Source organism: Pseudomonas sp. P4_B3 (assembly GCF_056402295.1).
Map to the genome: position 1 here is coordinate 246,572 of NZ_JBFUHR010000010.1, position 22,385 is coordinate 268,956.

Consider the following 22,385-nt stretch of genomic DNA (forward strand, 5'->3'; position numbering starts at 1 on the left):
GAAGCACATAAATAGCGCACTGATTCAAATCGTGCGGTTCAGCACCCAGACAAGAGCGTTTGAAATCTCAAACGAATCCTAGGATCAAAGGGGGTAAAGGACAATAGCCTGTTCGAAAAAAAGAACGAAAACGACGCTTTTGCCTATTTTTTCTGATCAACGTAGCAAACGTCCGTTACGCTTGTAATAAACGCAGGCGAATCAGCAGCATGGACGCCCGCAGTGCATATGAGTATCATGGCGCCCGCATTGCACCAGTAGCTCAGCTGGATAGAGTACTGCCCTCCGAAGGCAGGGGTCGTGGGTTCGAATCCCGCCTGGTGCACCATACGCTGTAACGAGAAAGCCTCAGGTCTTATGGGTCTGGGGCTTTTTTGTGGGTGTTTGAAGGCTAAGCGCCTAATGATCAATGCTGTTTTTTTCAAACAGCCGGCCAATGTCTCTCGCGCTATGCAGCACACGTTCGACCTTGATCCCGTCGTCCACCAAACAGTAGAAAACCAGATATCGGCCATGGGGAAGCATTCGCAATCCCTTGGCGCAATCGTCTCTTGAAACACCCAAACTCGGTTGTTCGATCAATCGTGTGCACTGCATGCGTAGCTCGCCCACAAACGTCCGGGCTCGTTCAGGGTTGTCTCGAGCGATAAAACGAGCGACTTGCAGTAGATCGTCCCGTGCCAATGCAGAGAAAAGCAATTGCCTCATGGACGGTTTTGCTCTGCGGCTACCTCATCAATCAGCGCATCAAGCTCGGCAAACACGGTATCGGCAGCAATGGCCGGACGCGGATCGTTGCGGCTGGCAGCAATGGCTTCACGAAGTTCGGCAGCCTGCAGCCGATCCAGCAGCTGTTGATAGGCCGCGTGCGGTAAAAGATAGGCGGCAGGGCGATTGTGGTTGAGCACGGCAACAGGCTCGGAACCCGCTTGCTCGATTACAGTGCTCGGGCTGCGCTTGAGCTCGGTGATACTGACCGAACGGCTGGCAAGTAGCTGCTCCATGACGGCTCCAAAGGTACGAAAAAAAGTACCTTATAGTGTTCCATTCCCTGCATGAGGGTCAACGAATCTCCGACAGGTGCTGCCCTGGCCCACAAAAAAACCGCCGAAGCGGTTTTTTTCATTCTGTGGTCCAGTCAAACTCGTCGTACTCATCATCGTCCTCGTCGTCCTCGAAGAACTCCTCTTCAAGGTCGTCGTCTTCAACAATGTCCTCTTCCGGCTGGTTCAGCAGAAAATCCTTGCGACTCTCGGTAATTGCTCGCCGCAGTTCCTCACCCTTTTGCGGGCAGTTGAGCATTTGGGCGATGCGGTCGATTTTTTTTGCCACGGCATCCTCCAACGCATCGGCTATAGCCTGATAGTGCGCGCTTTCGGGGGTGGATGCCAAATCCCCGGAATGCCGCGCACTTCAGTTTTCTGCAAATCTGCTGAGGCGATCAGCCTTAGCGGTGATAGCGCCGCACCACGCTGCTGTTTCTCAGGACGTGGCCTTTGATTTTTTCCAACAGCTGCGCACGGGTCAGGCCGGCGGGCAAGGCGTCCGGGGCCAGGTCCAGGGCGTAGATCTGGATGATGTAGTGGTGCGCGCTGTCGCCAACGGGCGGGCAAGGGCCAATGTAGCCGGTGGTTGCCTTGCTGTTGGTACCGCTGACGCCCTCGAGGCCTGGTTTGGTCCCGGCACCGGCCGGGATCTGGTGGGTAGCGGCCTTGATGCCGTAATGCACCCAATTATCGACGCCCTGGCCTTTCTGGCCGTCCGGGTCGTGCATGACGATGGCGTAGCTTTGGGTGGCTGCCGGGCCGGCGTTCCAGTTCAATGCCGGGGAAATGTTATGTCCGCCACAGCCCGCGGAATCGCCGGCAGCGGCGGACGTGAACAGGCGGTCATCGGAAACACCGGGAATGTTCAGTGTGAAACGTTCCTGGGCCTGCGCCGGGAACTGCACGCAAAGGGCGACTGCCAAGGCCGCGAGCCAAGTGTTGATTGAGGTCAATCGGGTCATACCGGAGCACCTTGTGCGTGTTGGGCCGTCGTCGGCGTGCAAACTATAGCCGGACCGTTCACGCCGTGGCAGGGGGCAATTGGCTGAACCTCGCGATAAGCGCCAGACTCATAAGTGAAACGTCTGTCTGGAGAGCAATCATGACTCTGCATCGCGTTGCGCGTGTCGCCAATGTGCCCGAAGACCGGGGTCTGGAAGTGCAGGTCCTGGACAGCAAGATTCTGCTGTTGCGGGCCGGTGAACAACTGCGCGCTTATCAGGCCGAATGCCCGCATGCCGGCGCCCCGCTGGCTGACGGTGCGGTATGCAACGGGCGCCTGACCTGCCCGTGGCACAAGGCGCAGTTTCGGATCGAGGATGGCGGGCTGTGTGAACCGCCAGCCCTGGACAGTCTCAAGCGCTATCCCCTCGAAGTCCGTGACGGCGACATCTGGGTCGGCGACCAGCCGTTGCCGGACGCCCACACGCCACCGGCCGACGATCCACGAACCTTCATCATTGTCGGCGCTGGCGCGGCAGGCACGGCGGCGGCAGCGTGTTTGCGCGAGAAAGGTTTCGGCGGCCGGTTACTGTTGATCGACCGCGAAGCCGAAGCTGGATACGACCGTACCGCGCTGAGCAAATACGTGATCGCCGGGGAGATGCCGCTGGACGAAGTCCCGCCGCTGCGCGACGAGGATTTTTACCGCGAGCAGCGGATCGAGCGCCTGCGAGGCGAAGTGGCAAGCCTGGATGCGCCAAACAGGACGCTGCGGCTGACTGACGGCCAAACACTGACATACGACGCCGCGCTGTTGGCCACCGGCGGCGTGCCCAACCCGCTGACGCTGCCGGGCGCCGACCTGCCGCAAGTGTTCGTCTTACGCTCCAAAGCCCATGCGCAACAGATTCTGGACAGCGCCAGCGCCGGCCAGCGAGTCGTGATCATCGGCGACAGTTTCATTGCCATGGAGTCCGCCTCGTCCCTGCGCCAGCTTGGCCTGAATGTGACAGTGCTGGCCCGCCACGAAGTGCCGTTTGCCAAGCAGTTCGGTGACACGGTCGGCAAGGCCATTCGCGCGCGGCATGAAGCCAATGGCGTCGTGTTTCACACCCAGGGCAATGCGGTACAGATCGAAGGAACGGACAAGGTCGAAGCCGTGCGCCTGGACAACGGCCAACGCCTGGCGGCCGATCTGGTGCTGGTCGGCATTGGCGTCACACCCGCCACTGCCGCCTTCACCGGGCTGCCGAAAGAGCAGGATCACTCGCTGCGTGTCGACGGCGCAATGCGCGTGGCCGACGGCCTCTGGGCGGCTGGCGATATCGCCACGTTCCCGCTGAACAACCAATACCTGCGCATCGAACACTGGCGACTGGCCCAGCAGCAAGCGCGGATCGCCGCGGCGAATATGCTGGGTGGTGACGAGCATTACCTCGACGTGCCATTTTTCTGGACCTGGCATTTCGGTAAAACCTACGACTACCTCGGTCACGCCGAGAACTGGGACGAAGTCGAGTTCAAGGGCGACCCTTGCGATCCGCCCTTCATTGGCCTGTTTGGAAAAAACGGCGTGGTGTCGGCGGCGGTCGCCTGCGAGATGGACCGGGCCATGGCGATGCTCGCCGAGCGGATGAAACAGCCGTTGCCATGGGAAGAGGCATGGCGACTGATCCGTGATGTTCCCTAGGGATGCCGGACAGCAAAACGCCCGGCGTCTGCACGATGCAAAGGCCGGGCGTTGCCGGGTACACGACCACCGTTATTCGGTGGCATTAGCCCCCGCGAACTTGCTCATCACAAAACCGGCAAACTCTTCGACGGTCATTTTCTGGCCGTTGAAGTCCACCTGATCGTTGGCGTAATGCAAGTTGGTGACGATGTTGTTGCCGTCCAGTTTTGCCAGTTGGCTGCCGACCGCCATGCTGCTGAACATGTCTGCGGTGGCCGTGGCCTGGTCGGCAATCAGCTTGGCATCGGTCTGACCGTCGATTTGCGATTGCACGGTAAGCACATCGACCAGCATGGGCTTGGACACTTGCAGTTTGAAGTCCAGCAGCGCAATCAGCTGCCTGACCAACTGATCGGTCGGCAGATCGATGGCTTGCGGCTTGGTCAGGTCGAGCACCATATTGGCGCGGCTCTCACCGTTGACGGTGTTGAACGACAGGTTTTCCAGGGCCACTTGCGGACCGGCCGCCAGCAGTTTTTCCAGGCTGGACTTGAGCAGTGCTTCTTCGGCTTCGGTCAGTTTCAGCTCCGGTGCCGGCAGCCCGGCCGCCGTCGCTTCCGCTGCCGCCCTTTCATACGGCTGCAGTTTGCTCTGATAAACCTGCATCAACGACAGGGTGGCCGGAATGTCGAGGTTCTTCAGGCTCATGGCCAGCGCACCGGAACCGATGGTCTTGCCGTTCAGGGACACTTCGCCGACCTTGTAATCGGCACGCCCGGAGGCGTTGCTGCCCGATTCTCCGGTCAGGTTTTTCATCTCGAATTTCTTGAAGTCCAGCACCGACTGCTTGGCGCCAAAGGTCGATTTGCCGCTGGCCAGTTCAAGGACGTTCTCGCCGGTGTAGAAACCGTAGGTACTTTTTGTCAGGTTGCTGGCCAGGGTCAGGCCGTTCAATTCAACCTGCACCGGTGCCTGGTCTTCGGACACGGTGGTCACTTTCAGGCTGTCCATGTAACCGTTGGCCTTGACCTTCTGCGCCTGGGCGCTGGCATCGACGTCCATGCTCAAGCCGGAGAACTTCATGCTCGACTTGTCATCCAGCGCCATTTCCAGCGGCTGCAACTCGAAGGTGCCATTGGTAGCGTTGTCATAGCCGATGTTGACCACGCCGGTCAGCGGGGATTTGTCCTTGGCGGCGGCAAACCACTTCTCGGTGGACGGGGTCTTTTCCAGTTCATAGTGATTGGTCGCCAAGACTGGCAACCACTTCAGCGACATCAGCCGCGAGAACGGCAACGGGCCGTGTTCGATATGATCGACAAACAGCAACTCGACCGGCGCTTCGCCGAACATTTCGCCTTCGCCCTTGAGGCGGTAGTGCGCGGTGCTGCTGAATACATGACGTTCCAGCGATACCAGCTCCAGCGACGCTGTGCCGTTGGAACCGACCATGGCCGCCTGCAATTCCTTGTTGGCATTGGCAATCGAGGTGTTCAACACACCTTCGAGCCTGGTGCCGGTGAACCAGGCTCCGCCTGCGCTGATGGCACCGATTGCGACAACGATTCCCAGTAGCACGCCTGCTGATTTATTCATGTATGACCCGTTCAATGTCCGTTGTTGAAAGTGAGGTCGTCTTCCCTGAACCCATGACGGATTGCAGCTCGACTGTGCTGAAAGTGGAATGCAGGTTAGCACCGGGCGCGACGAACGGCCCAATGATTAAAGGTGAAAGAGTGTCTTGGGGTAGTTCGCACGGTTCAAGATTTTCGGCGGTCATACTATTGCGTTCGCTGGCAAGCCAGCTCCTACAGGGATCACCTTGAACCGTAGGAGCTGGCTTGCCAGCGAAGGCGTCAGTCTTGCCACCACTAAATCAGGAATACTGGACCTCGATCTCATCAAGCTGATGATCGAAGCTTTTGAGCCGCGCAGTCCAGGTGTACACCAGCACTTCGAAGTCGCGGTTGATCACCGCCCCGCCCGTCACTTCCGCACGCGGGTCGCAGACATCCAGTTGATAACGTTCGCGGGCCATGGCCGTGGCGACATCGGCCAGCTCCCGAGCATTGCTGAGCCAGTGCCGACCGTCGTCAGCCACCTGCCGGTCCAGCGCCAGGCATTGTTTTTTAAGGCTCTCGAGGCTTTTTTCCAGTGGCGTGCCGGTCAATTCGCCCATGACTTCCTGAAACGTGCGCCCCGGTTGCCAGTAACTGCCCCAGAAATAACGGTCGAACACCGTTTCGACACGACGCAATGCCACCTTGGTGTCCCAGATCAGGACCAGGGTCTTGCCTTGTTCGAGTTGTCTTTTCTTGATGCGTTGATTCTGGACCGAGGCCCAGGCCACCACCGCAATGGACATCACGGCAATCAGCGCGACGGCACTGTCGAGGAACGCCAGAGCCTTGTCGATCTGGTGGGCCAGCATGATGCCGTAGAAATAGGTGGCCGACAGCAGCACTAATGCCACGATGGCGCACCAGAAGCCGAGAGCATAAGGGTTTTTCATTCTTGGTTTCCCCCTGACCTGCGCGTGCCTTGTGCGAAGAAAGGGCGCTTTGCACGGGCGCCCGTCCAACACTTCAAAGCATAGCAACGGCCTCAGGGTTTGCCGGAGTTCGACGCTTGCGTTCGTCCGCTTTCCCAACCGCCGCCCAAGGCGAGGAACAAATCGATCTGACTGGCGGCAACCTGGGTGTTGGCAGCAGCCAATTGCGCCGTGACGTCGATGTAGGTGCGGGTGGCTTGCAGGTCGGCCAGGAACGAGGCGCGTCCGGCCTGGAAGAAGCGGTGGGTCTGGTCGGCCGCCAGTTTCGCCGATTGCTCGGCGTCCGCCAAGGCATCGCGACGTTGCAATAACGCGGTGTATTGGGCGAGGCCGGTCTGGGTTTCACGAATGGCGTTGAGCACCACCCCATCGAAATGCGCCAGCGTCGCCTGGGTCACCGCCTCGGCCTCGCGGATGCGCGCCCGGGCGCCGTTGGTCGGCACCTTCCAGGTCAGCGACGGGCCGAAGCCCCAGCGGTTGGTAGACGGGTCGCCGAGATCGTCCAGGATACCGACGGTACCGATGGTCGCACCGATGCTGATGTTCGGGTACAGCTCGCCAGTGGCGACGCCGATACCGGCCGTCGCGGCCGCCAGCCGACGTTCGGCCTGCCGCACATCGGGACGACGCTTGAGCAATGCTGCGCCATCGCCGACCGGGATCAATTGCGCGATTTTCGGCAGCTCGTCGCAGGTGGCGGTGCCGGCCGGCAGTTGATCCACCGGTTTGGCCAGCAACATCGACAAGCGGTACAGCCCGGCCTGACGCGCGGCCTCATAACGCGGCATGTCGGCGCGCAGGGATTTGAATTGGGTTTGCGAGCGGGTGACCTGGGTTTCATCGCCACGTCCGGCATCGCGCAGGCGCTGGATCAGCGTGGTGCTCTGGGCTTGCAGATCGAGGGAATGCTGGGCGATTTCCCGCTCTTCATTGGCCGCACACACTTGTGTGTAGGCGCGAACTACATCGGCCACCACGGTGATGCGTGCAGTATCGGCGGCGGCCTGCGTCGCATCGGCATTGGCCTTGGCCGCTTCGATGCCACGTTGCAAAGTGCCGAACAAGTCGAACTGGTACGACGCGCTGATGCCGATATCACCGATGTTGGCCACTGGCACTTTTTCCGGCAGCAGGAACGCCTGGCCGGACTCCTGCAAGCGCTGGGCCCCCATCTGCACGCCGCCGCTCCAGCCGCCCGCCGCTTGCGCCTCATCGACCTGAGCGCGAGACCGCGACAGACTGGCCGCCGCCACGCGCAAATCGGTGTTGGAGGCCATGGCCTGCTGCACCAGCTGGTCGAGTCGCGGGTCCTTATACAGGCGCCACCAATCGGCCGGCACCGGTGCGGAAACCACCGTTTTGCCGTCGACCGCCAGATCGCCCTGGAAGTCTGGACGATGGACCGCCGCCTCTTCGGGCAAATGATAATCCGGCCCGACCATCTGACACGCCGACAGCAGCAAACCTAATCCGGCGACCGCCAAACCCGAGGCCTTGCTCATTGCGCCGGCTCCCGTTGTTGGTCGTCGATGATCGATACCGTGGCGGTGCGCCCGGCGATCATGCGGAAGTCTTCCGGCACGTCATCGAAGGCGATGCGCACCGGAATCCGCTGGGCCAGCCGCACCCAGCTGAATGCCGGGTTGACGTTGGGCAACAGGTTGTTGCCGCTGGTGCGGTCGCGGTCTTCGATACCGGCAACGATGCTCTCCACATGCCCGCGCAGGCGCGCATTGTCGCCAATCACCCGGATGTCGACGCTCTGACCGATATGGATGCCGTTCAGTTTGGTTTCTTCGAAATAACCATCGATGTGGAACGAGTTGCTGTCGACTACTGACAACACTGGTCGCCCGGCACTGACGAACTCCTGGGCCCGCGGCGCGCGGTCGTTGACGTAACCGTCCACCGGGCTGCGGATCACCGAGCGGTCGAGGTTGAGCTGCGCACTGTCCACCGCCACCTGGGCTTCCATCAACGCCACTTGGGCGCGGGCCACTTTCGATTGGCTTTCTTCCAGTTGCTCACCCGGCACCAGGTTGCCAAGACCCTTGTTCCGCTTGGCCTCGCGCTGGGCCTGGGCCAGGGTTTCTTCGCGGTCGGCGACTGCTGCTTTCGCCTGGCGCAGGGCCAGCTTGAAGCGGTCAGGATCGATGCTGAACAGCACCTGGCCGCGCTTGACCAACTGGTTGTCGCGCACCTCCACTTGCTGGATCAGCCCGGACACGTCCGGCGCTATTTGCACGATGTCGGCACGGATGTGCCCGTCGCGGGTCCAGGGCGCGAACATGTAATACATCACCATGCGCCAGACCACGACAACGGCGAAGCTCACGATCAGCAGGGTCAACACCACGCGACCCAGGGTTAGAAACGGTTTTTTCATGTCATCAGGTATCGACTGAGTGAGTCCACGGCGCCAAGCAGCAGGGCGTAGAGGGCCACGTTGAACAATGCCCGGTGCCAGACCAGACGGTAAAAGTGCAGGCGCGTCAGCACCCCGTGCACCAACAGGTACAACACATACGTAATGCCCATCAGCACCAGCAGCGTGGGCAGGAACACCCCGCTCATATCCAGGTCACCGATCATAAAGGTGCTCCATCAATGCCATGGGGAAGCGGTTCTTCGGGCTCGGCGGCACCAACGAATTCGACGCCGGGCAACAATGCCAGGCGCAGGCCGCTCAGGGCGTGCAGCAAATGCCGACGGGTTTCATCATCGCCGGCACCGCTGAGGGCACGACGCGTGCGGTCGAGGGTCATCAGCAACGGGCTCGGTGCCTGCAAGCGCTCACCGGCCTTGAGACAGGCCTTGAAGTACTCGCCAACCTCGGCCACCACCTGGCGCAGCAGCACCTGCGGCACACCGAGGACCCGCGGCGTATACGCGAGCAGGTCCAACAGATTCAGCGCCACCCGCACTTCCCGCAGCGCCACGCCGGAGTCCTGGCCGGTCATGGCCAGGCGCGGCAGATGCTGCATCAGCCGATCGAGCATCCGTATGCCCAGAAGCCGATGCTCGGACAACGTCGCCGGCTCGGAGAGGCTGACGATGTCACGCCAGCTGAAACGGGTCAGGCGCTTGGCTGCCAGTTCGGCACCGAACGGCCGGGCGATCAGGGTCCAGATGAATGCGAACAGCAAACCCATGGGGCCGGCCAGATTGGAGTTGGCGAAACTGAGGAAGTCCGCGTCGTAAGCGCCCTGAATGCTGATGAAGGACGAGGTGTTGACCAGGGTCAGCAGCATGCCCAGGTAAAACTGCGGCTTGACCGTCAGGGTGCCGACGCAAATGAAAGGCACGGCAAACGCCAGCACCAGCATCGGAAAGTCATGCAGGTTGGGCAGCACCAGAAACAGATAAAGGCTGGCGAACACCACCGACATCGCCGTCCAGAAAAAGAACCGGTAAATCTGCGGCGCCGGGTCGTCCATCGAGGCAAAGAAGCTGCACGCCACCGCCGCCAGGATCACGGCGCTGCCGCCATCGGTCCAGCCGAGCAGAATCCACAACACCGAAGCGACGATTATCGCGGTGACGGTGGAAGCAGCGGAATAGAACATCAGGCCGCGATCCAGAAAAGGGGATAGCCGTCCCAGCCGCCAGTGCCGATACATCGCGCGCCAGCTGTCCTGGCTTTCGCACTGAATGGCGTATTGCAGGCTGCGGCAGTCTTGCCACAAATCGATCCACTCGCCGAGACGGTAAATGGCGTTGGAGAACAGCAGTTGCTTGCGGTCATCCAGCGCTTCGGGAGCCGGTTGCAGGGCCTCAAGTTGATACTTAAGGGCTTGCCAGCGGACGAGATCGGCATCCTTGTGTTCGAGCCATTCGGTGGTGGCCGTCAGCAATGGCGCGAACTTGTCCACAAGCTCGGGGGTGCGCCGTTCCAGGGCGTAAAGCGCGTCGTCGAGGGCATCGATCACTGGCAACAGGTGAATCATCCGTCCGCGCAATTCCTTGGTATTGCGCACTGTCTGCGGACGCGAGCCTTCGTGGGGCAACTGACCGATCATCAACTCCAGGGAGTTGAACGTGGCGACCATCGATGCCCGCAACGCGCTGACCTCTTCAGGCTGCACGTTGCGGCTGAGGAAGCGCAGGCTGTAGGTCGAGGCATCGGCAAACCATTTGCTCACCGAATCATTGAACACCGGCGCCAGGCGCCGGGGCCAGAACATCGCACCGACCACCGCCGCCACAGCGATGCCGAGTAAGATTTCTTCGGTCCGCGCTTCGGCCACGTCCCACACCCCCAGCGGGTTATTCACCACCGGCAGGGCGATCAACGGCAAGGTGTAACCGGCGAGCATCAACGCGTAGTTGTTGGCCGTGCGCAAATGCAGGGACAGAAACAGCAGCGTCCCGGTCCACAGCGCAATCACCACCACCAGCACGTAGGGGCTCTGCACGAACATTGGCACAAACAGAACCGCCGCCGCAGCGCCGATAAAGGTGCCAACCGCCCGGTACAACGCCTTGGAACTGGTAGGGCCGAGAAACGGACTGGAAACGATGTACACCGTGGCCATCGCCCAGTACGGACGCGGCATTTGCATGAGCAGGGCGATGTACAGCGCGATCATCGATGCGGCGAAAGTGCGGACTCCGTAGAACCAGTCCCGCGCCGTGGGCATGCCAGAGAAAAATCCGTTCAAGAGTTGGCCACCGATGGCGGCGTGGCCGCTTCAAAAGCTCTCAGTACCCGCAGCGTAGCTTCCAGATCACTCGGGGCAATGCCTTCGAGTACTTCGTGGCGCAAGCGCACCAGTTCCACTTCGACCGCCTGCACCAGCTCCCGACCGGTTTCGGTCAGGCTCAGGCATTTGGCGCGGCGATCCTGTGCATCTTCGGTGCGGCAAACGTAGCCGCCATGACACAACTGATCGAGCAAGCGTACCAGCGACGGGCTCTCCATCCCTGCTGCCTGGGCCACCGTCACCTGGCGCACACCCTCGCCCAGACGCCCGATCATCAGCAGCGGAACGGCGCAGGCTTCGGAGATTCCATAGTTGGCCAGCGTGGTCTGGCAGATTTTGCGCCAATGCCTGGCGGCCACCACCATGGCGCTGCTGATGTTCATCTGGAGAACGTCGAGGTTATTCGGCACGAGGGAAAACACACACTGTTAGTTTGCTAACTATCAATATTGCATTGGAGGGGATTTTCCGTCAAGTTTTGAAACAAATTCGCTTCCATCCGTCGCGAAGCCATAGGGGGTGAACCAGCCACCGTACTGAAGATGTATATACTTTGTCAGTAAGACAACCGAGAAGGCAGCCATGTCGAAACAAGCCGTTTTTACAATGAAACTTGAGTCTGAATTGCGTGAACAGTTCATGGCAGAGGCAGAAGCCGCTCATCGCCCCGCCTCGCAAATCGTCCGGGAAATGATGCGTCAGTTTGTTCAAACCCAACGGGAGTCTCGCGAGTACGAAGCATTCCTGCAGCGCAAGGTCGACACCGCACGCGCTTCGATGCGCGCCGGCGACGGGCTGACAAATGATGAAATCGAGGCAGAGTTCGCTGCCAGGCGCAGGCGGGCCGAGCGACAGGAATGAAAATAATATGGACGAAAGAAGCAGCACAGGACCGTGCAGACATTTGGGATTACCTGCATGCCGTTAACCCAAAAGCAGCCATCGACATGGACTACCGGTTCAGCGATGCGCTATCCCGGCTTGCCCAATACCCGGAAAGCGGCCCTGCCGGGATCATTTCAGGCACTCGCGAGCTGATCCCACATCAGAGTTACCGCATTGTTTATGAACAGGGACTGGACGCCATCTGGATACTCGCCTTGGTCCATACCTCCCGACAGTGGCCGCCCGGACGATGACGATTCACACCCCCCGCCCCTTCCTCAACAGCACATCCAGCTGATCCACCACTTCGGCCCAGTCCGCGTCATCGAGTATCTCCTCACGCAGAAGCTCCGCCTGACTGGGGTTCCAGAAAAATGCATCCGCAAGGTGCAGCTCCGGTTTGAGCGGTGAATGGGTGGCGATGAATTTATCAATGCTTTCGGCATCGTCCGGCAGGCCAAGTTGCTTGAACAGGGATGGAAGGTTGTGGGTCGGGTTTTCCATGACGAACTCCTGATGACCAATTTAGGGACCGCTACGCGGTCATTCGCGGGCAAGCCCGCTCCCACAGGTTAATCGCAGTCCCTGTGGGAGCGGGCTTGCCCGCGAAGACGGCAGCATTGACGAAACAAAACTCAATGACTCAACTCCCGCACCTCGGCATGCGGCACCATTTTCAGAAACTCGGGCATGTCCATGCGCACCAGATTGACGTGGTTGCCGGCCTCCAGATAGATGTCTTTCTGCCGGGTCAGCATCGGATCGATCACCACCTCCAACCCATAGGACTCACCCAGCGCCGGTACGGCACCGCGTTCGCAATCATCGAACAGGTGCGCCAGGTTGCTTTCGCGGGAAACCTGCCACTCACCGCTGCTGCGGACTTTACTCAGGTCCAGGTGACGGCTGGCGGGCAGCACGGCCATCAGGTAATGCCCATGGTGATCGTCGAGGATCACCGATTTGGCCACCCGTTCGGCAGGAATACCTGCGACCCGTGCCGTTTCGAGGCTGCTGGCCGAGTGTGGGTGGCTGACGATGTCATACTCGCATTGAGCCTTTTCCAGGCTTCGCTGCACGGTTCTTGCCATACGCATGATGCACCTCGGTGTCCGCCATGACCGCCGGCGGACGATGGTTAAAGTTTTGCTTGCGTAGTAAAAGTCTAGGCCCGTCCGCGCGATCCGGCGGGAAATCCGCCCATCGGATGTCGACGGCAGTTGAGCAAAATTCATACCGGCCAAGGCTCAACTAAACTGTATGCAGAGCCACTCCACGACTCTCCCGGAGGGTCAAGTGAACACGCGTTGGTGTGCAGTTGCGTTGCTGTTGGCGTTGAGCGGATCGGCCTGCGCCGCCGACACGGTTGTGTTGCTGGTGCCCAACCCCATCGGGATCTGGCTGATCACCTTCGGCCTCGCGTTTCTGATCGCCGAGGCTGCCTTGCCCAATTACGGTGTGATCGGCCTGGGCGGCATCGTGATGTTCGTGATCGGCGCGGTGATCCTGACCAATACCGATGTGCCCGAGCCGCTAATGATCGGCCTGGGACTGGTCAGCGCGCTGTTGCTGATCTACCTGGTGTTTCACGCCCTGAAGACCCGACCGCGCCACACCGTCAGCGGTGATGCCGGGCTGGTCGGCAGCGAAACGCCGGTCACGTCAGTGCAGCTCGGCAACGCCTATGGCGGCTGGGTTCATCTGCAAGGAGAACGATGGCAAGTGCTCAGCGCGACGCCACTGCAACCCGGACAACGGGTACGGGTGGTGGGGCGCAAGGGTTTGCTGCTGCAAGTGGCCGCGGCTGACGCGGCGTCGGGCGGAGAATAGTCATGGGTTTGCAATTGGGTCTTGTCGCGCTACTGCTATTGCTCATCGCACTGGCGGGGGCGACGTTTCGAATCCTGCGCGAGTACGAGCGCGGCGTAGTGTTCCAGCTCGGGCGCTTCTGGCAGGTCAAGGGACCCGGCCTGATCCTGCTGATTCCGGTGGTCCAGCAAATGGTCAGGGTCGATTTGCGCACCGTGGTGCTGGACGTTCCGCCGCAAGACGTGATCACCCGCGACAACGTGTCGGTCAAGGTCAACGCGGTGCTGTATTTCCGTGTGCTCGATCCGCAAAAGGCCATCATCCAGGTCGAAGACTTTCTAATGGCCACCAGCCAATTGGCGCAAACCACGTTGCGGGCGGTGCTGGGTAAACACGAACTGGACGAACTGCTGGCCGAACGCGAACGGTTGAACCTGGACATCCAGCAAGTGCTCGACGCCCAGACCGACGCCTGGGGCATCAAGGTTGCCAACGTCGAGATCAAACATGTGGACCTCAACGAATCGATGATCCGCGCCATTGCCAAGCAGGCCGAGGCCGAACGGGAACGGCGAGCCAAGGTGATCCACGCCGAAGGCGAATTGCAGGCCTCGGAAAAACTCATGCAGGCCGCCGAAATGCTTGGCCGCCAACCGGGGGCCATGCAGCTGCGCTACATGCAGACCCTGAGTTCGATTGCCGGCGACAAGAGTTCGACCATCGTCTTTCCGCTGCCAATCGAGTTGCTCAAGGGCATGGCGGACTTGTCGTCGAAACCTTGAAGGTTGCGATGACGCCACTCATTGTCCGGTATTGCCGGACAGGTACAACCTCGCGGCAACACCACCAGCCTTCATCTGACGAGCGATCTGCCATTGCGCCGGCAACGGTGCGAACTCGTCAGGTACGTCGGCGGTACTGATCAGCCAGGTTCGTCCCGTGCCCTTTGGCAGGTCGCTCAAGTGGTCCAGATACACGTCTGGCATCGTCAAGGTACCGAAACCATAGTCGTTCGGCCGGCTCGAAGTGCCATCGGCCCGTGGCGGGGTGTAGAGCAGGGGCTGGGTACTGGTGCGGTTGTAGTAGACGTAACTCAAGTACCAGAGCATGTCACTGGTAACGATCCGGTCCCCCGGCTGAAAATGCAGATTGACGTCTTCCACCAGGACGTTGACCTGATCATGGACGTCCACCGTCGCGTTGTTTTTCAGGCCCACCAGTTCAACACCGACAAACAGGACCAGCACCGTCAGGGCCAGCACCCGGGAACCGGAGTACAAGCGGTCGATTGCCAATGCTGCCAACAGCGGCAGGCCAAGGGCATACGCGGTGAGGTAGCGCTCGATGAATATCGGCGAAAAAAACGACACCGCAAACACCAGCAGCATCGGGACAAAGGTGTAGATCGCGAGCAACGCGCTGCCACGGAACACACTGCGATCACGTGCCAGCGCCACCCACGCCAACACCGGCAAGGTCACCGGCAAGGCAATAAACACCAGGGGAGGCAGGGTTTCTCCGTCGTCCTGGGTCAGCAACGACCAGACCATCGACGGTAAGGAATCCAGGCTGACGGGCAGTTCCCAGCCAACATCGCCATTGGCCTTCAGTTGGTCCAGGTGCCGTAGCAGGTCGACAAACCCCGGCAGCCACGGCAGATACAGCGCCACGATAGCCACATTGGCCAGCCACCAGTCACCCCGCTGGATGTGCCGCAGACGATGCCCCGGCTGCACGCGGATGATCCCCAGGTACAACCAATGGCAGAGCACGCACAGGGCCGTGAAGTAATGGGTGTAAAACGCCGCGCTCATCAGCACGACATAGATCACCAGATAGCGCCGACGCTGTGGCTTGCGGATCCAGTACACCAGCGCAATGGTTGCCCCCAGCAACCACAGTCCCAGCAGCGAATACATTCGCACTTCCTGGCTGTAGCGCACCGCCGTGGGCAGCAGGGCCAGCAGGAGGCCGGCGAAGATCGCGGCACGGCGGGTGGCGAGCCGATCGACCAGCCACACACCGAGCCCGACCGAGGCAATCCCCGGCAGGACACTGAGGCAGCGGATCGACAATATGCCGTCGCCAAACATCGCGATCCAGCCGTGCAGCAGTATGAAATACAGCGGCGGGTGCACGTCGTAGGCGGCGTGCACCCAGATATCAGGTAATGAGTAACGGGCCAGCAGCAGGCTGGAACCCTCGTCGCCCCAAATCGCGGCAGCGGTCAGATCGTAAAAGCGCACCAGCGCGGCCAATACCAGAATCGGCACCAGCCAATGCTCTCGCGCCCAGCGGATCAACGGTTGCGCGCCCCTGGCGAAACCAGGATTGGCGTGCGGTCCCTGAGTGTCGCCCATCGGCGTTTCTCTGCGCGCCTCCATTGCCTCCCCTTGCGACGTTGAGTGAAGAGCCAGATTGTTTGTGCATCACTTTAGCCCTTCAAGCCGAGCAACGTCGATGCTGACCCGATAATGAAGCGATAGCCGGCGGCTGCACCGTCAGCGCTGCGCCGTCTCAACCAACGGATACACCGACTCCCACCCCCCTCCCAACGCCTTGTACAACCCGACGGCCGCCAGCGACACGCCGGTCGAACTCTCGACCCACTGCTCCTGCGTCGCCAGCAACGCCCCTTGCACGGTGAGTACGGTGACGAAATCCACCACGCCCTCGACGTACTGCTGTTGCGCGGTGTCCAGCGCAATGCGGTTCTGGCGCACGGCTTCGGCCAGGCTGTCGCGGCGCAACTGGCTGGCGTTGTAGGCGGTCAATTGGTCATCGATTTCATGCCAGGCGCGCAACACGGTTTGCTGATAGGCGATAGCGGCTTCCTGCTGCTGTGCTTCACGCAACTCGAGCACGCCACGCAAGCGGCCGCCGTCGAACAACGGCAAAGTGAATTGCGGGCCGATGCCGAACGAACGCGAACCCCAGGAGCCGAAATCGCTCAGTTGCATGGCCTGGGAACCGATGTTCCCCGACAGGGTGATTCGCGGATAGAAATCGCCCTTGGCCACGCCAATGCTGGCCGTGGCGGCATACAGCCGTGCTTCGGCCTGGCGAATGTCCGGCCGACGTGCAGCCAGTTGCGAGGGCAAGCCGATGGCGACCTGGCGCGGCGTTTGTGGCACCGGTGCGTCTGTGGATAACTCCGCCGCCAATGCCTGGGGCGGTTCGCCCATCAACAGACTCAAGGCGTTGATCAGTTGCCACTGGCGCTGCTCCAGTGCGGGCAGGCGCGATTCGATGGCCGCCACTTGTGCGGCGGCTTCGGCGACATCCAGGTCCGTCGCGACGCCGTCGGCCAGGCGCAACTGCGAGAGCTTCAGGCTATGGCGGGCAACGTCGAGATTCTGTTCGGTGACGAGCCGGGTGTTCTGCACACCGCGCAGTTGAATGTAGTCCTGGGCGGTTTCGGCCAGCACCGACAGCAGCACACCGCGCCGGTCGTTCTCGGCGACTTTCAGGTTGGCGTCGGCCGCTTCGGTTTCCCGACGCACACGACCCCAGAAATCCAGCTCCCAGGAGGCGGAAAAGCCGGCATCCCACAGGTTGAAGGCGGACTGACCGTTGTGTCCTGACGGGTCGTTCAGGCCTTCACTACTGTTACGGTTGCGTCCGTAACGGCCGCTGGCAGCCGTGTTGGGGTAGCGCTCGGCGGTGATGATCTGACGCACGGCACGACTTTGCTGCAAGCGGCTGCCGGCCAGTTTCAGGTCGAGGTTGTCGGTCAGGGCGCGCTGGCTCAGGGCCGAGAGTTTCGGGTCGTGGAACACCTCCCACCAGCGCTCGGCCATTGTTTCGGCGACGGCCTGGCTGGCGGCTGCCTTTGATGGTTTCGACCATTCGGCGATTTGCGTGGTGTCGGGCTTATGGAAATCGGGGCCGACGGTGCAGGCACTGAGGCTCATAACGAGCAAGGCACTCAAGGTAAGTTGCGACAGTTGGCCCCTTCGCGAGCAAGCTCGCTCCCACAATGGACTTTCTGTGATGCGAAAATCTTGTACATCGCACATAACCCTTGTGGGAGCGAGCTTGCTCGCGATGGCGTCCGCACCGTCAACACAGGTTTTCATCGCTGAGTCACCTCACGCGCAGACGCCGCATGGCTGCCGGTATCAATACTCGCCTCCACCGACATCCCCACCCGCAAGCGCTCGGCCAGCGACTGCCCCGGCTCAAGCACGATCTTCACCGGAATCCGCTGCACCACTTTGGTGAAGTTGCCGGTGGCGTTGTCCGGTTTGACCGCGGCGAACGTCACCCCGGTAGCCGGCGCAATGCTTTCGACACGACCTTTGAGTGCCGCACCGCCCAGACTGTCAACGCGCACTTGTACAGCCTGCCCCGGCTGCACATCCGTCAGCTGGGTTTCCTGGAAATTGGCCATCACATAAGCCTGCGCCAGCGGCACCACTGCGAGGATTTTGCTGCCCGGAGTGACGTAGGCGCCGACCCGCACCGCGCGTTCGCCGACCATACCGTCCTGTGGCGCGACAATCCTCGTATAGGACAACTCATAGCTGGCCATTTCCAGCTTCGCTTGCGCCCGTTTCAGACCGCCTTCGGCGGCATCGCGCTGGGCCGTGAGGATCTCCACCTGCTTGCGTTCCGCCGCCAGTACTGCAGTGGCGTTGGCCAGCCGCGCGGAGGCCTGGTCGATGCGCGTTTGCGCCTGCTGCGCATTTTGCACTGTGCCGGCGCCCACTCCGGCGAGGTGGTTGTAACGGTTCAACTCATGTTCGGCAAACGCCATTTCCGCCTTGGCCGAGACCACCGAGGATTGCGCCTGGGCAATCACCGACGCCTGGCGCTCCAGGGTCGCCCGGGCGTTTTGCAGTTGCGCCATGGCCACCAGCGTTTCGGCATCGGCGGCCTGGGTGGCTGCGCGCAAATCCCGGTCATCGATAAGTGCCAGCAACTGCCCGGCCTTGACCTGCTGGTTGTCCTCGACCAGCACTTGCTTGATAAACCCGGCGACCCGCGGCACGACCAGGGTGAAATCCGCCGAGACATAAGCATCGTTGGTGTTCTGTTGGGTGCGCTTGCCGAACAGGCCGGGCATCGCCAGGTACAGCAATACGCCGACGGCCACTGCGGCGGCCACGGCAACCGCGACTTTCTGCTTTGCTTGAGTGTTCATAAAAACCTTCTGTATCAGTGGAGCATTCAGGTCGGTGCGCGCGGCGGATAGATCCGCGTCGGCAGCCAGAAAATCAGCAGGATCAAGGTCACGGCGATACCGGCCATGCACAGGTAAAGATCAGAGGAAGTGAGCACCACCGCTTGCTCATGCAGACGATGAGCGAGGCTTGCGCTGTCGCGCTCGGCCAGCGGCGAGTTGCCGAGGCGGTCGACCAGCATGGTCGAATGAAAATGCAAACGTGCCGTGGTCAGTGCTTCGATCACCCCGGTGGCGATGACCGCCGACAGGCCTTTGACGGTGTTGAACCAGGCCGATGCGAACGGCCCCTCCATCGGGTTGATGCTGCCGGTGGACAGCATCAGCAGCGGCAACACCGCCATGGGCTGACCGAAAATCTGCAACCATTGCAGCACATAGAAATCGTCGCGAATCCACGCGGAGGTCAGTTGCGAGCCGCCGACGCACGACAGCGCCAGCATGCTCAGGCCGATGCCCAACACCCAGCGGCAATCGACCCAGCGAAAGTTGCACAGCGCCGCCACCAACGGCAGCGCAATCAATTGCGGCAGCGCCGCCAGCAGCATGATCGGCGCGGTCTGCACCGGACGATAACCCTGGACCTGCGCCAGGTAGCTGGACGGAATAATGATCACCGCCTGCAACACCACCAGCACACCCGCCAGGGTCAGCAGGGCGAAAGACAGGTTACGGATGCCGAGCATCTGCATCTTGAAAAACGGCATCGGCTGCGACCACTCGCTGCTCAAAAACAGCACCAGCAGCAACAGCCCGCCACCGAGCAATCCGCAGATCAGGTTCGACTCGAACCAGTCCAGGCGATTGCCCTGCAGAATGCCGATCACCAGCATGCAGATGGCGGGAAAGCCCAGCAACACACCACGCCAGTTGAAGGACTTGAAGCGTTCCAGACGCAGCGGGTCCCGGGGCAAGCCATACGCCACCGCGGCCATGGCAATCAGGCACGGCGCGATGATTTGCCAGAAGGTCCATTGCCAGCCGACATACTCGGTCCACAACCCGGCCAATGGCGTGCCCAGGCCCGGGCCGAACGTCGCCGTCAGGGCATAACCGGCCAGGCCATACAACTTCACATTGGCCGGCAAAAACCGCAGGGCCACGGTCATCAGCATCGGCGGCAATGCGCCGCCCGCCAGGCCTTGCAAGGTGCGCAGCAACAACAGGCTTTCGTAATTCGGGGCGAAGGGACACAACACGCCCAGCAGGGTGAACAGGCTGATGGCGCACAGGGTGAAACGCCGCAACGAGAACGTCACCGCACACCACGGTGCGAACGCCATGGCCGCCACCGAAGTCGCGGTGTAACAGGCGACCAGCCAGGTGCCTTCGTCGTAGCCGATGGCCAACGCACCACGGATGTCAGCCAGGGCGACTTTGGTCACCATCTCGTTCAGGCCCGACACCAGCACCGCCAGCAGCACGCCCACCAGGCCGATGATGATCCGCGGGCCGAAGACGGGTGGAGCGGCTGCCGGGCTGGCCGCAGCAACAGGTGCCGTGACCGTAAGGGAAGTCATGTACTGCAAGCTCCGTCGTGGAAAGACCGAAGCATTCTAGGACGCGTGATGCCTGACGAAAATCAACTTATTGACAGGTTATAAGTGCGCCACACGCAACGATACAACCCCCTGCCCCCTGTAGGAGCGAGCTTGCTCGCGATGAGGCCGGCAGCCTCAACATCTTTATTGGCTGACCTGCCGCTATCGCGAGCAAGCTCGCTCCCACAGGGTTTTGCGTTCACCTCAGTCCGATTGTGCGGCTAGCCACGTTTCATCGCAGCAGGTTTTCAGCGTTTCGCGCAACCAGCGATGTGCCGGGTCCTTGTCGAAACGCGGGTGCCAGGCCTGGGTCAACATCAGGGTCGGCAAAGGAATCGGCAGGTCGAACGACCGTAGCTTCAACCCCAGCCGCCGCACACTCAGCAAGGCTTCCTTGGGCACCGGCAGAATCAGGTCGGAATCGGGCAAGGCAAACATTGCCGCATGAAAGCTGGGCGCGATCACCGCCACCCGCCGCTCCAGCCCCAGGGCATTGAGTGCGGTATCGATCGGACCTCGGGCAATGCCGCGCCGGGACATGCTGATATGGGAATAACCGGCATAGCGCTCTGCCGTGATCTCTTCGTCCAGCAGCGGATGATCCTCACGCACCAGGCCAACGAAGTGGGTGGAAAACAGGTTCTGAATCTTCACTTCTGGGGTCAACGGCCGGGTGTTGCTGACGCTCAGATCGATCCGCCCTTCGCGCAACGCCTCATCATCGCCATCGCCTTCCGGGACGAAACGTAATTCGCAGTGCGGTGCCTGCCGGTCAAGGGTGTCGAACAGCTTGCCGCCGTAGACGCCGACAAAAAAATCGTTGGCGCGAATACTGAACCGCCGCCGCAGCGAGCTCAGTTCCACCGTATCGGCCGAACGAAACAGCAACCCGGCCTGCTCCACCACACTGCGCACCTGCTCACGCAACGCCAGCGCCTTGGGGGTCGGCACCAGGCCCCGGCCGGCGCGCACCAGAATCGGATCGCCAAGGGCTTCGCGGATACGTGTCAACGTCCGGCTCATGGCCGCCGGGCTCAGGTTCATCCGCCGCGCCGCGCCCACCACACTGCCCTCGTCGAGCAAGGCGTCAAGGGCGAACAACAGGTTCATGTCTGGCAATTGCATTGCGAGCACTCGTGTCTGATCAGGGTTGATTCAGACGCAATGCTAGCAAACATCACCGAACCATCCCCCACCGTTTCACCGTCACCCGCTCCAACGAATCAAACACCAGATTTTCCACCAGCAACCCAATCAGAATCACTACCGCCAACCCGGCAAACACCTTGTCGGTATACAGCTCATTGCGATTCTGAAAGATGTACCACCCCAACCCACCTTTGCCACTGGTAGCCCCAAACACCAACTCAGCAGCAATCAACGTACGCCAGGCAAACGCCCAGCCGATTTTCAGCCCGGCGAGAATCGACGGCAGCGCCGCCGGAATCAGAATGAACAGCACAAAGCGAATGCCCTTGAGGCCGTAGTTGCGCCCGGCCATGTGCAGGGTTTCCGAGACACCGAGGAAGCCAGCGTAAGTGTTCAGCGCCAGTGCCCAGAGCACCGAATGCACCAGCACGAAAATCAGGCTGTTCTGGCCCAATCCAAACCACAGCAGCGCCAGCGGCAGCAGGGCGATGGCTGGCAAGGGGTTGAACATCGAGGTCAGGGTACTGAGCAGATCTCGACCGAATTGTGTCGACACCGCCAACGTCGTCAGGGCAAACGCCAGGACGATGCCGATCAGGTACCCCTTGAGCAACACCACCAGTGATATCCACACCTTGCCCAGCAATTCACCGCTGAGCAGGCCGTCATACAGTGCGTGAGCGGTCTGTACAAAACTCGGCAACAGCAGGTCGTTGTTCTGATAGCGAGCAATGGCTTCCCACAGTACCGCGAGAAGAATCAGGATCAGGCTTTTGCGCAGCCAACCTTGCTGCCACAGTCTTTGGCCTAGGGGTAGCTCCCGCTCCAGCGGCACGCTGGTCAGTGGCTGCAAAACCGTTTCAAACTCTTCACGCGGGGATGATAAATGGCTCATCGGGCCC

The 22,385-nt window shown here is 60.9% G+C and carries 24 protein-coding genes and 1 tRNA gene; 6 read left to right on the top strand and 19 right to left on the bottom strand.

The window, feature by feature from the left end:
• Nucleotides 1-251: 251 nt before the first annotated feature.
• Nucleotides 252-328 (top strand) — tRNA-Arg (locus AC1DWG_RS14125).
• Between the two features lie 71 nt (nucleotides 329-399).
• Here the strand turns inward: AC1DWG_RS14125 and AC1DWG_RS14130 are convergent.
• The 4 genes from AC1DWG_RS14130 to AC1DWG_RS14145 form a co-directional block, all read right to left on the bottom strand.
• Nucleotides 400-708, bottom strand: coding sequence for a type II toxin-antitoxin system RelE/ParE family toxin (locus AC1DWG_RS14130; protein ID WP_477763732.1), 309 nt, complete (start codon nucleotides 706-708; stop codon nucleotides 400-402).
• A complete protein-coding gene (locus tag AC1DWG_RS14135; RefSeq protein ID WP_223550123.1) occupies nucleotides 705-1,004 on the bottom strand; it encodes a type II toxin-antitoxin system prevent-host-death family antitoxin in 300 nt (99 codons plus the stop codon). Before AC1DWG_RS14135 ends, AC1DWG_RS14130 begins: the two co-directional genes overlap by 4 nt.
• Before the next feature lie 118 nt (nucleotides 1,005-1,122).
• On the bottom strand, nucleotides 1,123-1,392 hold the full coding sequence (locus AC1DWG_RS14140; protein ID WP_223457256.1) for a hypothetical protein: 270 nt from the start codon (nucleotides 1,390-1,392) through the stop codon (nucleotides 1,123-1,125).
• 55 nt (nucleotides 1,393-1,447) lie between these two features.
• Complete coding sequence (locus tag AC1DWG_RS14145) at nucleotides 1,448-2,008, bottom strand: YbhB/YbcL family Raf kinase inhibitor-like protein (protein WP_477763731.1); 561 nt, start codon at nucleotides 2,006-2,008, stop codon at nucleotides 1,448-1,450.
• A 140-nt stretch (nucleotides 2,009-2,148) separates the two neighbouring features.
• Between AC1DWG_RS14145 and AC1DWG_RS14150 the strand changes: the two genes are divergently transcribed.
• Complete coding sequence (locus AC1DWG_RS14150; RefSeq protein ID WP_477787921.1) at nucleotides 2,149-3,678, top strand: FAD-dependent oxidoreductase; 1,530 nt, start codon at nucleotides 2,149-2,151, stop codon at nucleotides 3,676-3,678.
• A 72-nt stretch (nucleotides 3,679-3,750) separates the two neighbouring features.
• Here AC1DWG_RS14150 and AC1DWG_RS14155 read toward each other — a convergent pair whose 3' ends face one another.
• The 7 genes from AC1DWG_RS14155 to AC1DWG_RS14185 all read right to left on the bottom strand — a co-directional run bounded on the left by AC1DWG_RS14155 (nucleotide 3,751) and on the right by AC1DWG_RS14185 (nucleotide 11,297).
• On the bottom strand, nucleotides 3,751-5,256 hold the full coding sequence (locus AC1DWG_RS14155; protein WP_477787922.1) for a YdgA family protein: 1,506 nt from the start codon (nucleotides 5,254-5,256) through the stop codon (nucleotides 3,751-3,753).
• Between the two features lie 280 nt (nucleotides 5,257-5,536).
• Nucleotides 5,537-6,172, bottom strand: coding sequence for an NADH:ubiquinone oxidoreductase subunit N (locus AC1DWG_RS14160; RefSeq protein ID WP_116264423.1), 636 nt, complete (start codon nucleotides 6,170-6,172; stop codon nucleotides 5,537-5,539).
• A gap of 92 nt (nucleotides 6,173-6,264) precedes the next feature.
• Nucleotides 6,265-7,713 carry an efflux transporter outer membrane subunit gene (locus AC1DWG_RS14165; RefSeq protein ID WP_477763728.1) on the bottom strand — a complete coding sequence of 483 codons (1,449 nt, stop codon included), beginning with the start codon at nucleotides 7,711-7,713 and terminating at the stop codon, nucleotides 6,265-6,267.
• Entirely contained in the window at nucleotides 7,710-8,597 is an 888-nt protein-coding gene (locus tag AC1DWG_RS14170) for an efflux RND transporter periplasmic adaptor subunit (protein ID WP_008002380.1), read from the bottom strand. Before AC1DWG_RS14170 ends, AC1DWG_RS14165 begins: the two co-directional genes overlap by 4 nt.
• Nucleotides 8,594-8,803, bottom strand: a complete 210-nt coding sequence (locus AC1DWG_RS14175; protein ID WP_046040693.1) for a DUF1656 domain-containing protein — start codon at nucleotides 8,801-8,803, stop codon at nucleotides 8,594-8,596. The genes AC1DWG_RS14170 and AC1DWG_RS14175 overlap by 4 nt, the downstream gene beginning before the upstream one ends.
• A complete protein-coding gene (locus tag AC1DWG_RS14180) occupies nucleotides 8,800-10,872 on the bottom strand; it encodes an FUSC family protein (RefSeq protein ID WP_477763727.1) in 2,073 nt (690 codons plus the stop codon). Before AC1DWG_RS14180 ends, AC1DWG_RS14175 begins: the two co-directional genes overlap by 4 nt.
• A complete protein-coding gene (locus AC1DWG_RS14185; RefSeq protein ID WP_095945024.1) occupies nucleotides 10,869-11,297 on the bottom strand; it encodes a MarR family winged helix-turn-helix transcriptional regulator in 429 nt (142 codons plus the stop codon). Before AC1DWG_RS14185 ends, AC1DWG_RS14180 begins: the two co-directional genes overlap by 4 nt.
• Nucleotides 11,298-11,496: 199 nt before the next feature.
• On the opposite strand from AC1DWG_RS14185, the gene AC1DWG_RS14190 reads away from it, so the two are divergent.
• Both AC1DWG_RS14190 and AC1DWG_RS14195 read left to right on the top strand, forming a co-directional pair.
• Entirely contained in the window at nucleotides 11,497-11,775 is a 279-nt protein-coding gene (locus AC1DWG_RS14190; protein WP_477787923.1) for an antitoxin of toxin-antitoxin stability system, read from the top strand.
• Nucleotides 11,772-12,053 (top strand): type II toxin-antitoxin system RelE/ParE family toxin, encoded by a 282-nt coding sequence (locus tag AC1DWG_RS14195; RefSeq protein ID WP_477763725.1) that lies wholly within the window; start codon nucleotides 11,772-11,774, stop codon nucleotides 12,051-12,053. The genes AC1DWG_RS14190 and AC1DWG_RS14195 overlap by 4 nt, the downstream gene beginning before the upstream one ends.
• A 4-nt stretch (nucleotides 12,054-12,057) precedes the next feature.
• On the opposite strand, the gene AC1DWG_RS14200 is transcribed toward AC1DWG_RS14195, so the two are convergent.
• Nucleotides 12,058-12,303, bottom strand: coding sequence for a DUF2789 domain-containing protein (locus tag AC1DWG_RS14200; RefSeq protein WP_150716084.1), 246 nt, complete (start codon nucleotides 12,301-12,303; stop codon nucleotides 12,058-12,060).
• A 131-nt stretch (nucleotides 12,304-12,434) separates the two neighbouring features.
• A complete protein-coding gene (locus tag AC1DWG_RS14205; protein ID WP_046040686.1) occupies nucleotides 12,435-12,896 on the bottom strand; it encodes an aminoacyl-tRNA deacylase in 462 nt (153 codons plus the stop codon).
• A gap of 199 nt (nucleotides 12,897-13,095) precedes the next feature.
• Between AC1DWG_RS14205 and AC1DWG_RS14210 the strand changes: the two genes are divergently transcribed.
• Together AC1DWG_RS14210 and AC1DWG_RS14215 are read left to right on the top strand one after the other, a co-directional pair.
• Entirely contained in the window at nucleotides 13,096-13,629 is a 534-nt protein-coding gene (locus AC1DWG_RS14210; RefSeq protein ID WP_477755334.1) for an NfeD family protein, read from the top strand.
• Nucleotides 13,630-13,631: 2 nt separating this feature from the next.
• On the top strand, nucleotides 13,632-14,390 hold the full coding sequence (locus tag AC1DWG_RS14215; RefSeq protein WP_477759881.1) for a slipin family protein: 759 nt from the start codon (nucleotides 13,632-13,634) through the stop codon (nucleotides 14,388-14,390).
• 18 nt (nucleotides 14,391-14,408) lie between these two features.
• Here AC1DWG_RS14215 and AC1DWG_RS14220 read toward each other — a convergent pair whose 3' ends face one another.
• The 6 genes from AC1DWG_RS14220 to AC1DWG_RS14245 all read right to left on the bottom strand — a co-directional run bounded on the left by AC1DWG_RS14220 (nucleotide 14,409) and on the right by AC1DWG_RS14245 (nucleotide 22,378).
• A complete protein-coding gene (locus tag AC1DWG_RS14220) occupies nucleotides 14,409-15,992 on the bottom strand; it encodes a glycosyltransferase family 39 protein (RefSeq protein ID WP_477759882.1) in 1,584 nt (527 codons plus the stop codon).
• 117 nt (nucleotides 15,993-16,109) lie between these two features.
• On the bottom strand, nucleotides 16,110-17,687 hold the full coding sequence (locus tag AC1DWG_RS14225) for an efflux transporter outer membrane subunit (RefSeq protein ID WP_477787924.1): 1,578 nt from the start codon (nucleotides 17,685-17,687) through the stop codon (nucleotides 16,110-16,112).
• Nucleotides 17,684-18,754 (bottom strand): HlyD family secretion protein, encoded by a 1,071-nt coding sequence (locus AC1DWG_RS14230; RefSeq protein WP_477787925.1) that lies wholly within the window; start codon nucleotides 18,752-18,754, stop codon nucleotides 17,684-17,686. The genes AC1DWG_RS14225 and AC1DWG_RS14230 overlap by 4 nt, the downstream gene beginning before the upstream one ends.
• 26 nt (nucleotides 18,755-18,780) lie before the next feature.
• Entirely contained in the window at nucleotides 18,781-20,313 is a 1,533-nt protein-coding gene (locus AC1DWG_RS14235; RefSeq protein ID WP_477787926.1) for an MFS transporter, read from the bottom strand.
• Nucleotides 20,314-20,538: 225 nt separating this feature from the next.
• Nucleotides 20,539-21,459 carry a LysR family transcriptional regulator gene (locus AC1DWG_RS14240; protein WP_477787927.1) on the bottom strand — a complete coding sequence of 307 codons (921 nt, stop codon included), beginning with the start codon at nucleotides 21,457-21,459 and terminating at the stop codon, nucleotides 20,539-20,541.
• Between the two features lie 52 nt (nucleotides 21,460-21,511).
• Nucleotides 21,512-22,378 carry an ABC transporter permease gene (locus AC1DWG_RS14245; protein WP_477763720.1) on the bottom strand — a complete coding sequence of 289 codons (867 nt, stop codon included), beginning with the start codon at nucleotides 22,376-22,378 and terminating at the stop codon, nucleotides 21,512-21,514.
• Nucleotides 22,379-22,385 lie beyond the last annotated feature (7 nt).

What these genes read in the sequence shown, in the direction of transcription:
- AC1DWG_RS14185 (WP_095945024.1), bottom strand. Translation starts at nt 11,297, where the DNA reads ATGAACATCAGCAGCGCCATGGTGGTGGCCGCCAGGCATTGGCGCAAA.
- AC1DWG_RS14245 (WP_477763720.1), bottom strand. Translation starts at nt 22,378, where the DNA reads ATGAGCCATTTATCATCCCCGCGTGAAGAGTTTGAAACGGTTTTGCAG.
- AC1DWG_RS14235 (WP_477787926.1), bottom strand. Translation starts at nt 20,313, where the DNA reads ATGACTTCCCTTACGGTCACGGCACCTGTTGCTGCGGCCAGCCCGGCA.
- AC1DWG_RS14175 (WP_046040693.1), bottom strand. Translation starts at nt 8,803, where the DNA reads ATGATCGGTGACCTGGATATGAGCGGGGTGTTCCTGCCCACGCTGCTG.
- AC1DWG_RS14135 (WP_223550123.1), bottom strand. Translation starts at nt 1,004, where the DNA reads ATGGAGCAGCTACTTGCCAGCCGTTCGGTCAGTATCACCGAGCTCAAG.
- AC1DWG_RS14230 (WP_477787925.1), bottom strand. Translation starts at nt 18,754, where the DNA reads ATGAACACTCAAGCAAAGCAGAAAGTCGCGGTTGCCGTGGCCGCCGCA.
- AC1DWG_RS14170 (WP_008002380.1), bottom strand. Translation starts at nt 8,597, where the DNA reads ATGAAAAAACCGTTTCTAACCCTGGGTCGCGTGGTGTTGACCCTGCTG.
- AC1DWG_RS14240 (WP_477787927.1), bottom strand. Translation starts at nt 21,459, where the DNA reads ATGCAATTGCCAGACATGAACCTGTTGTTCGCCCTTGACGCCTTGCTC.
- AC1DWG_RS14150 (WP_477787921.1), top strand. Translation starts at nt 2,149, where the DNA reads ATGACTCTGCATCGCGTTGCGCGTGTCGCCAATGTGCCCGAAGACCGG.
- AC1DWG_RS14215 (WP_477759881.1), top strand. Translation starts at nt 13,632, where the DNA reads ATGGGTTTGCAATTGGGTCTTGTCGCGCTACTGCTATTGCTCATCGCA.
- AC1DWG_RS14130 (WP_477763732.1), bottom strand. Translation starts at nt 708, where the DNA reads ATGAGGCAATTGCTTTTCTCTGCATTGGCACGGGACGATCTACTGCAA.
- AC1DWG_RS14165 (WP_477763728.1), bottom strand. Translation starts at nt 7,713, where the DNA reads ATGAGCAAGGCCTCGGGTTTGGCGGTCGCCGGATTAGGTTTGCTGCTG.
- AC1DWG_RS14225 (WP_477787924.1), bottom strand. Translation starts at nt 17,687, where the DNA reads ATGAAAACCTGTGTTGACGGTGCGGACGCCATCGCGAGCAAGCTCGCT.
- AC1DWG_RS14200 (WP_150716084.1), bottom strand. Translation starts at nt 12,303, where the DNA reads ATGGAAAACCCGACCCACAACCTTCCATCCCTGTTCAAGCAACTTGGC.
- AC1DWG_RS14155 (WP_477787922.1), bottom strand. Translation starts at nt 5,256, where the DNA reads ATGAATAAATCAGCAGGCGTGCTACTGGGAATCGTTGTCGCAATCGGT.
- AC1DWG_RS14205 (WP_046040686.1), bottom strand. Translation starts at nt 12,896, where the DNA reads ATGCGTATGGCAAGAACCGTGCAGCGAAGCCTGGAAAAGGCTCAATGC.
- AC1DWG_RS14220 (WP_477759882.1), bottom strand. Translation starts at nt 15,992, where the DNA reads ATGGAGGCGCGCAGAGAAACGCCGATGGGCGACACTCAGGGACCGCAC.
- AC1DWG_RS14160 (WP_116264423.1), bottom strand. Translation starts at nt 6,172, where the DNA reads ATGAAAAACCCTTATGCTCTCGGCTTCTGGTGCGCCATCGTGGCATTA.
- AC1DWG_RS14190 (WP_477787923.1), top strand. Translation starts at nt 11,497, where the DNA reads ATGTCGAAACAAGCCGTTTTTACAATGAAACTTGAGTCTGAATTGCGT.
- AC1DWG_RS14195 (WP_477763725.1), top strand. Translation starts at nt 11,772, where the DNA reads ATGAAAATAATATGGACGAAAGAAGCAGCACAGGACCGTGCAGACATT.
- AC1DWG_RS14145 (WP_477763731.1), bottom strand. Translation starts at nt 2,008, where the DNA reads ATGACCCGATTGACCTCAATCAACACTTGGCTCGCGGCCTTGGCAGTC.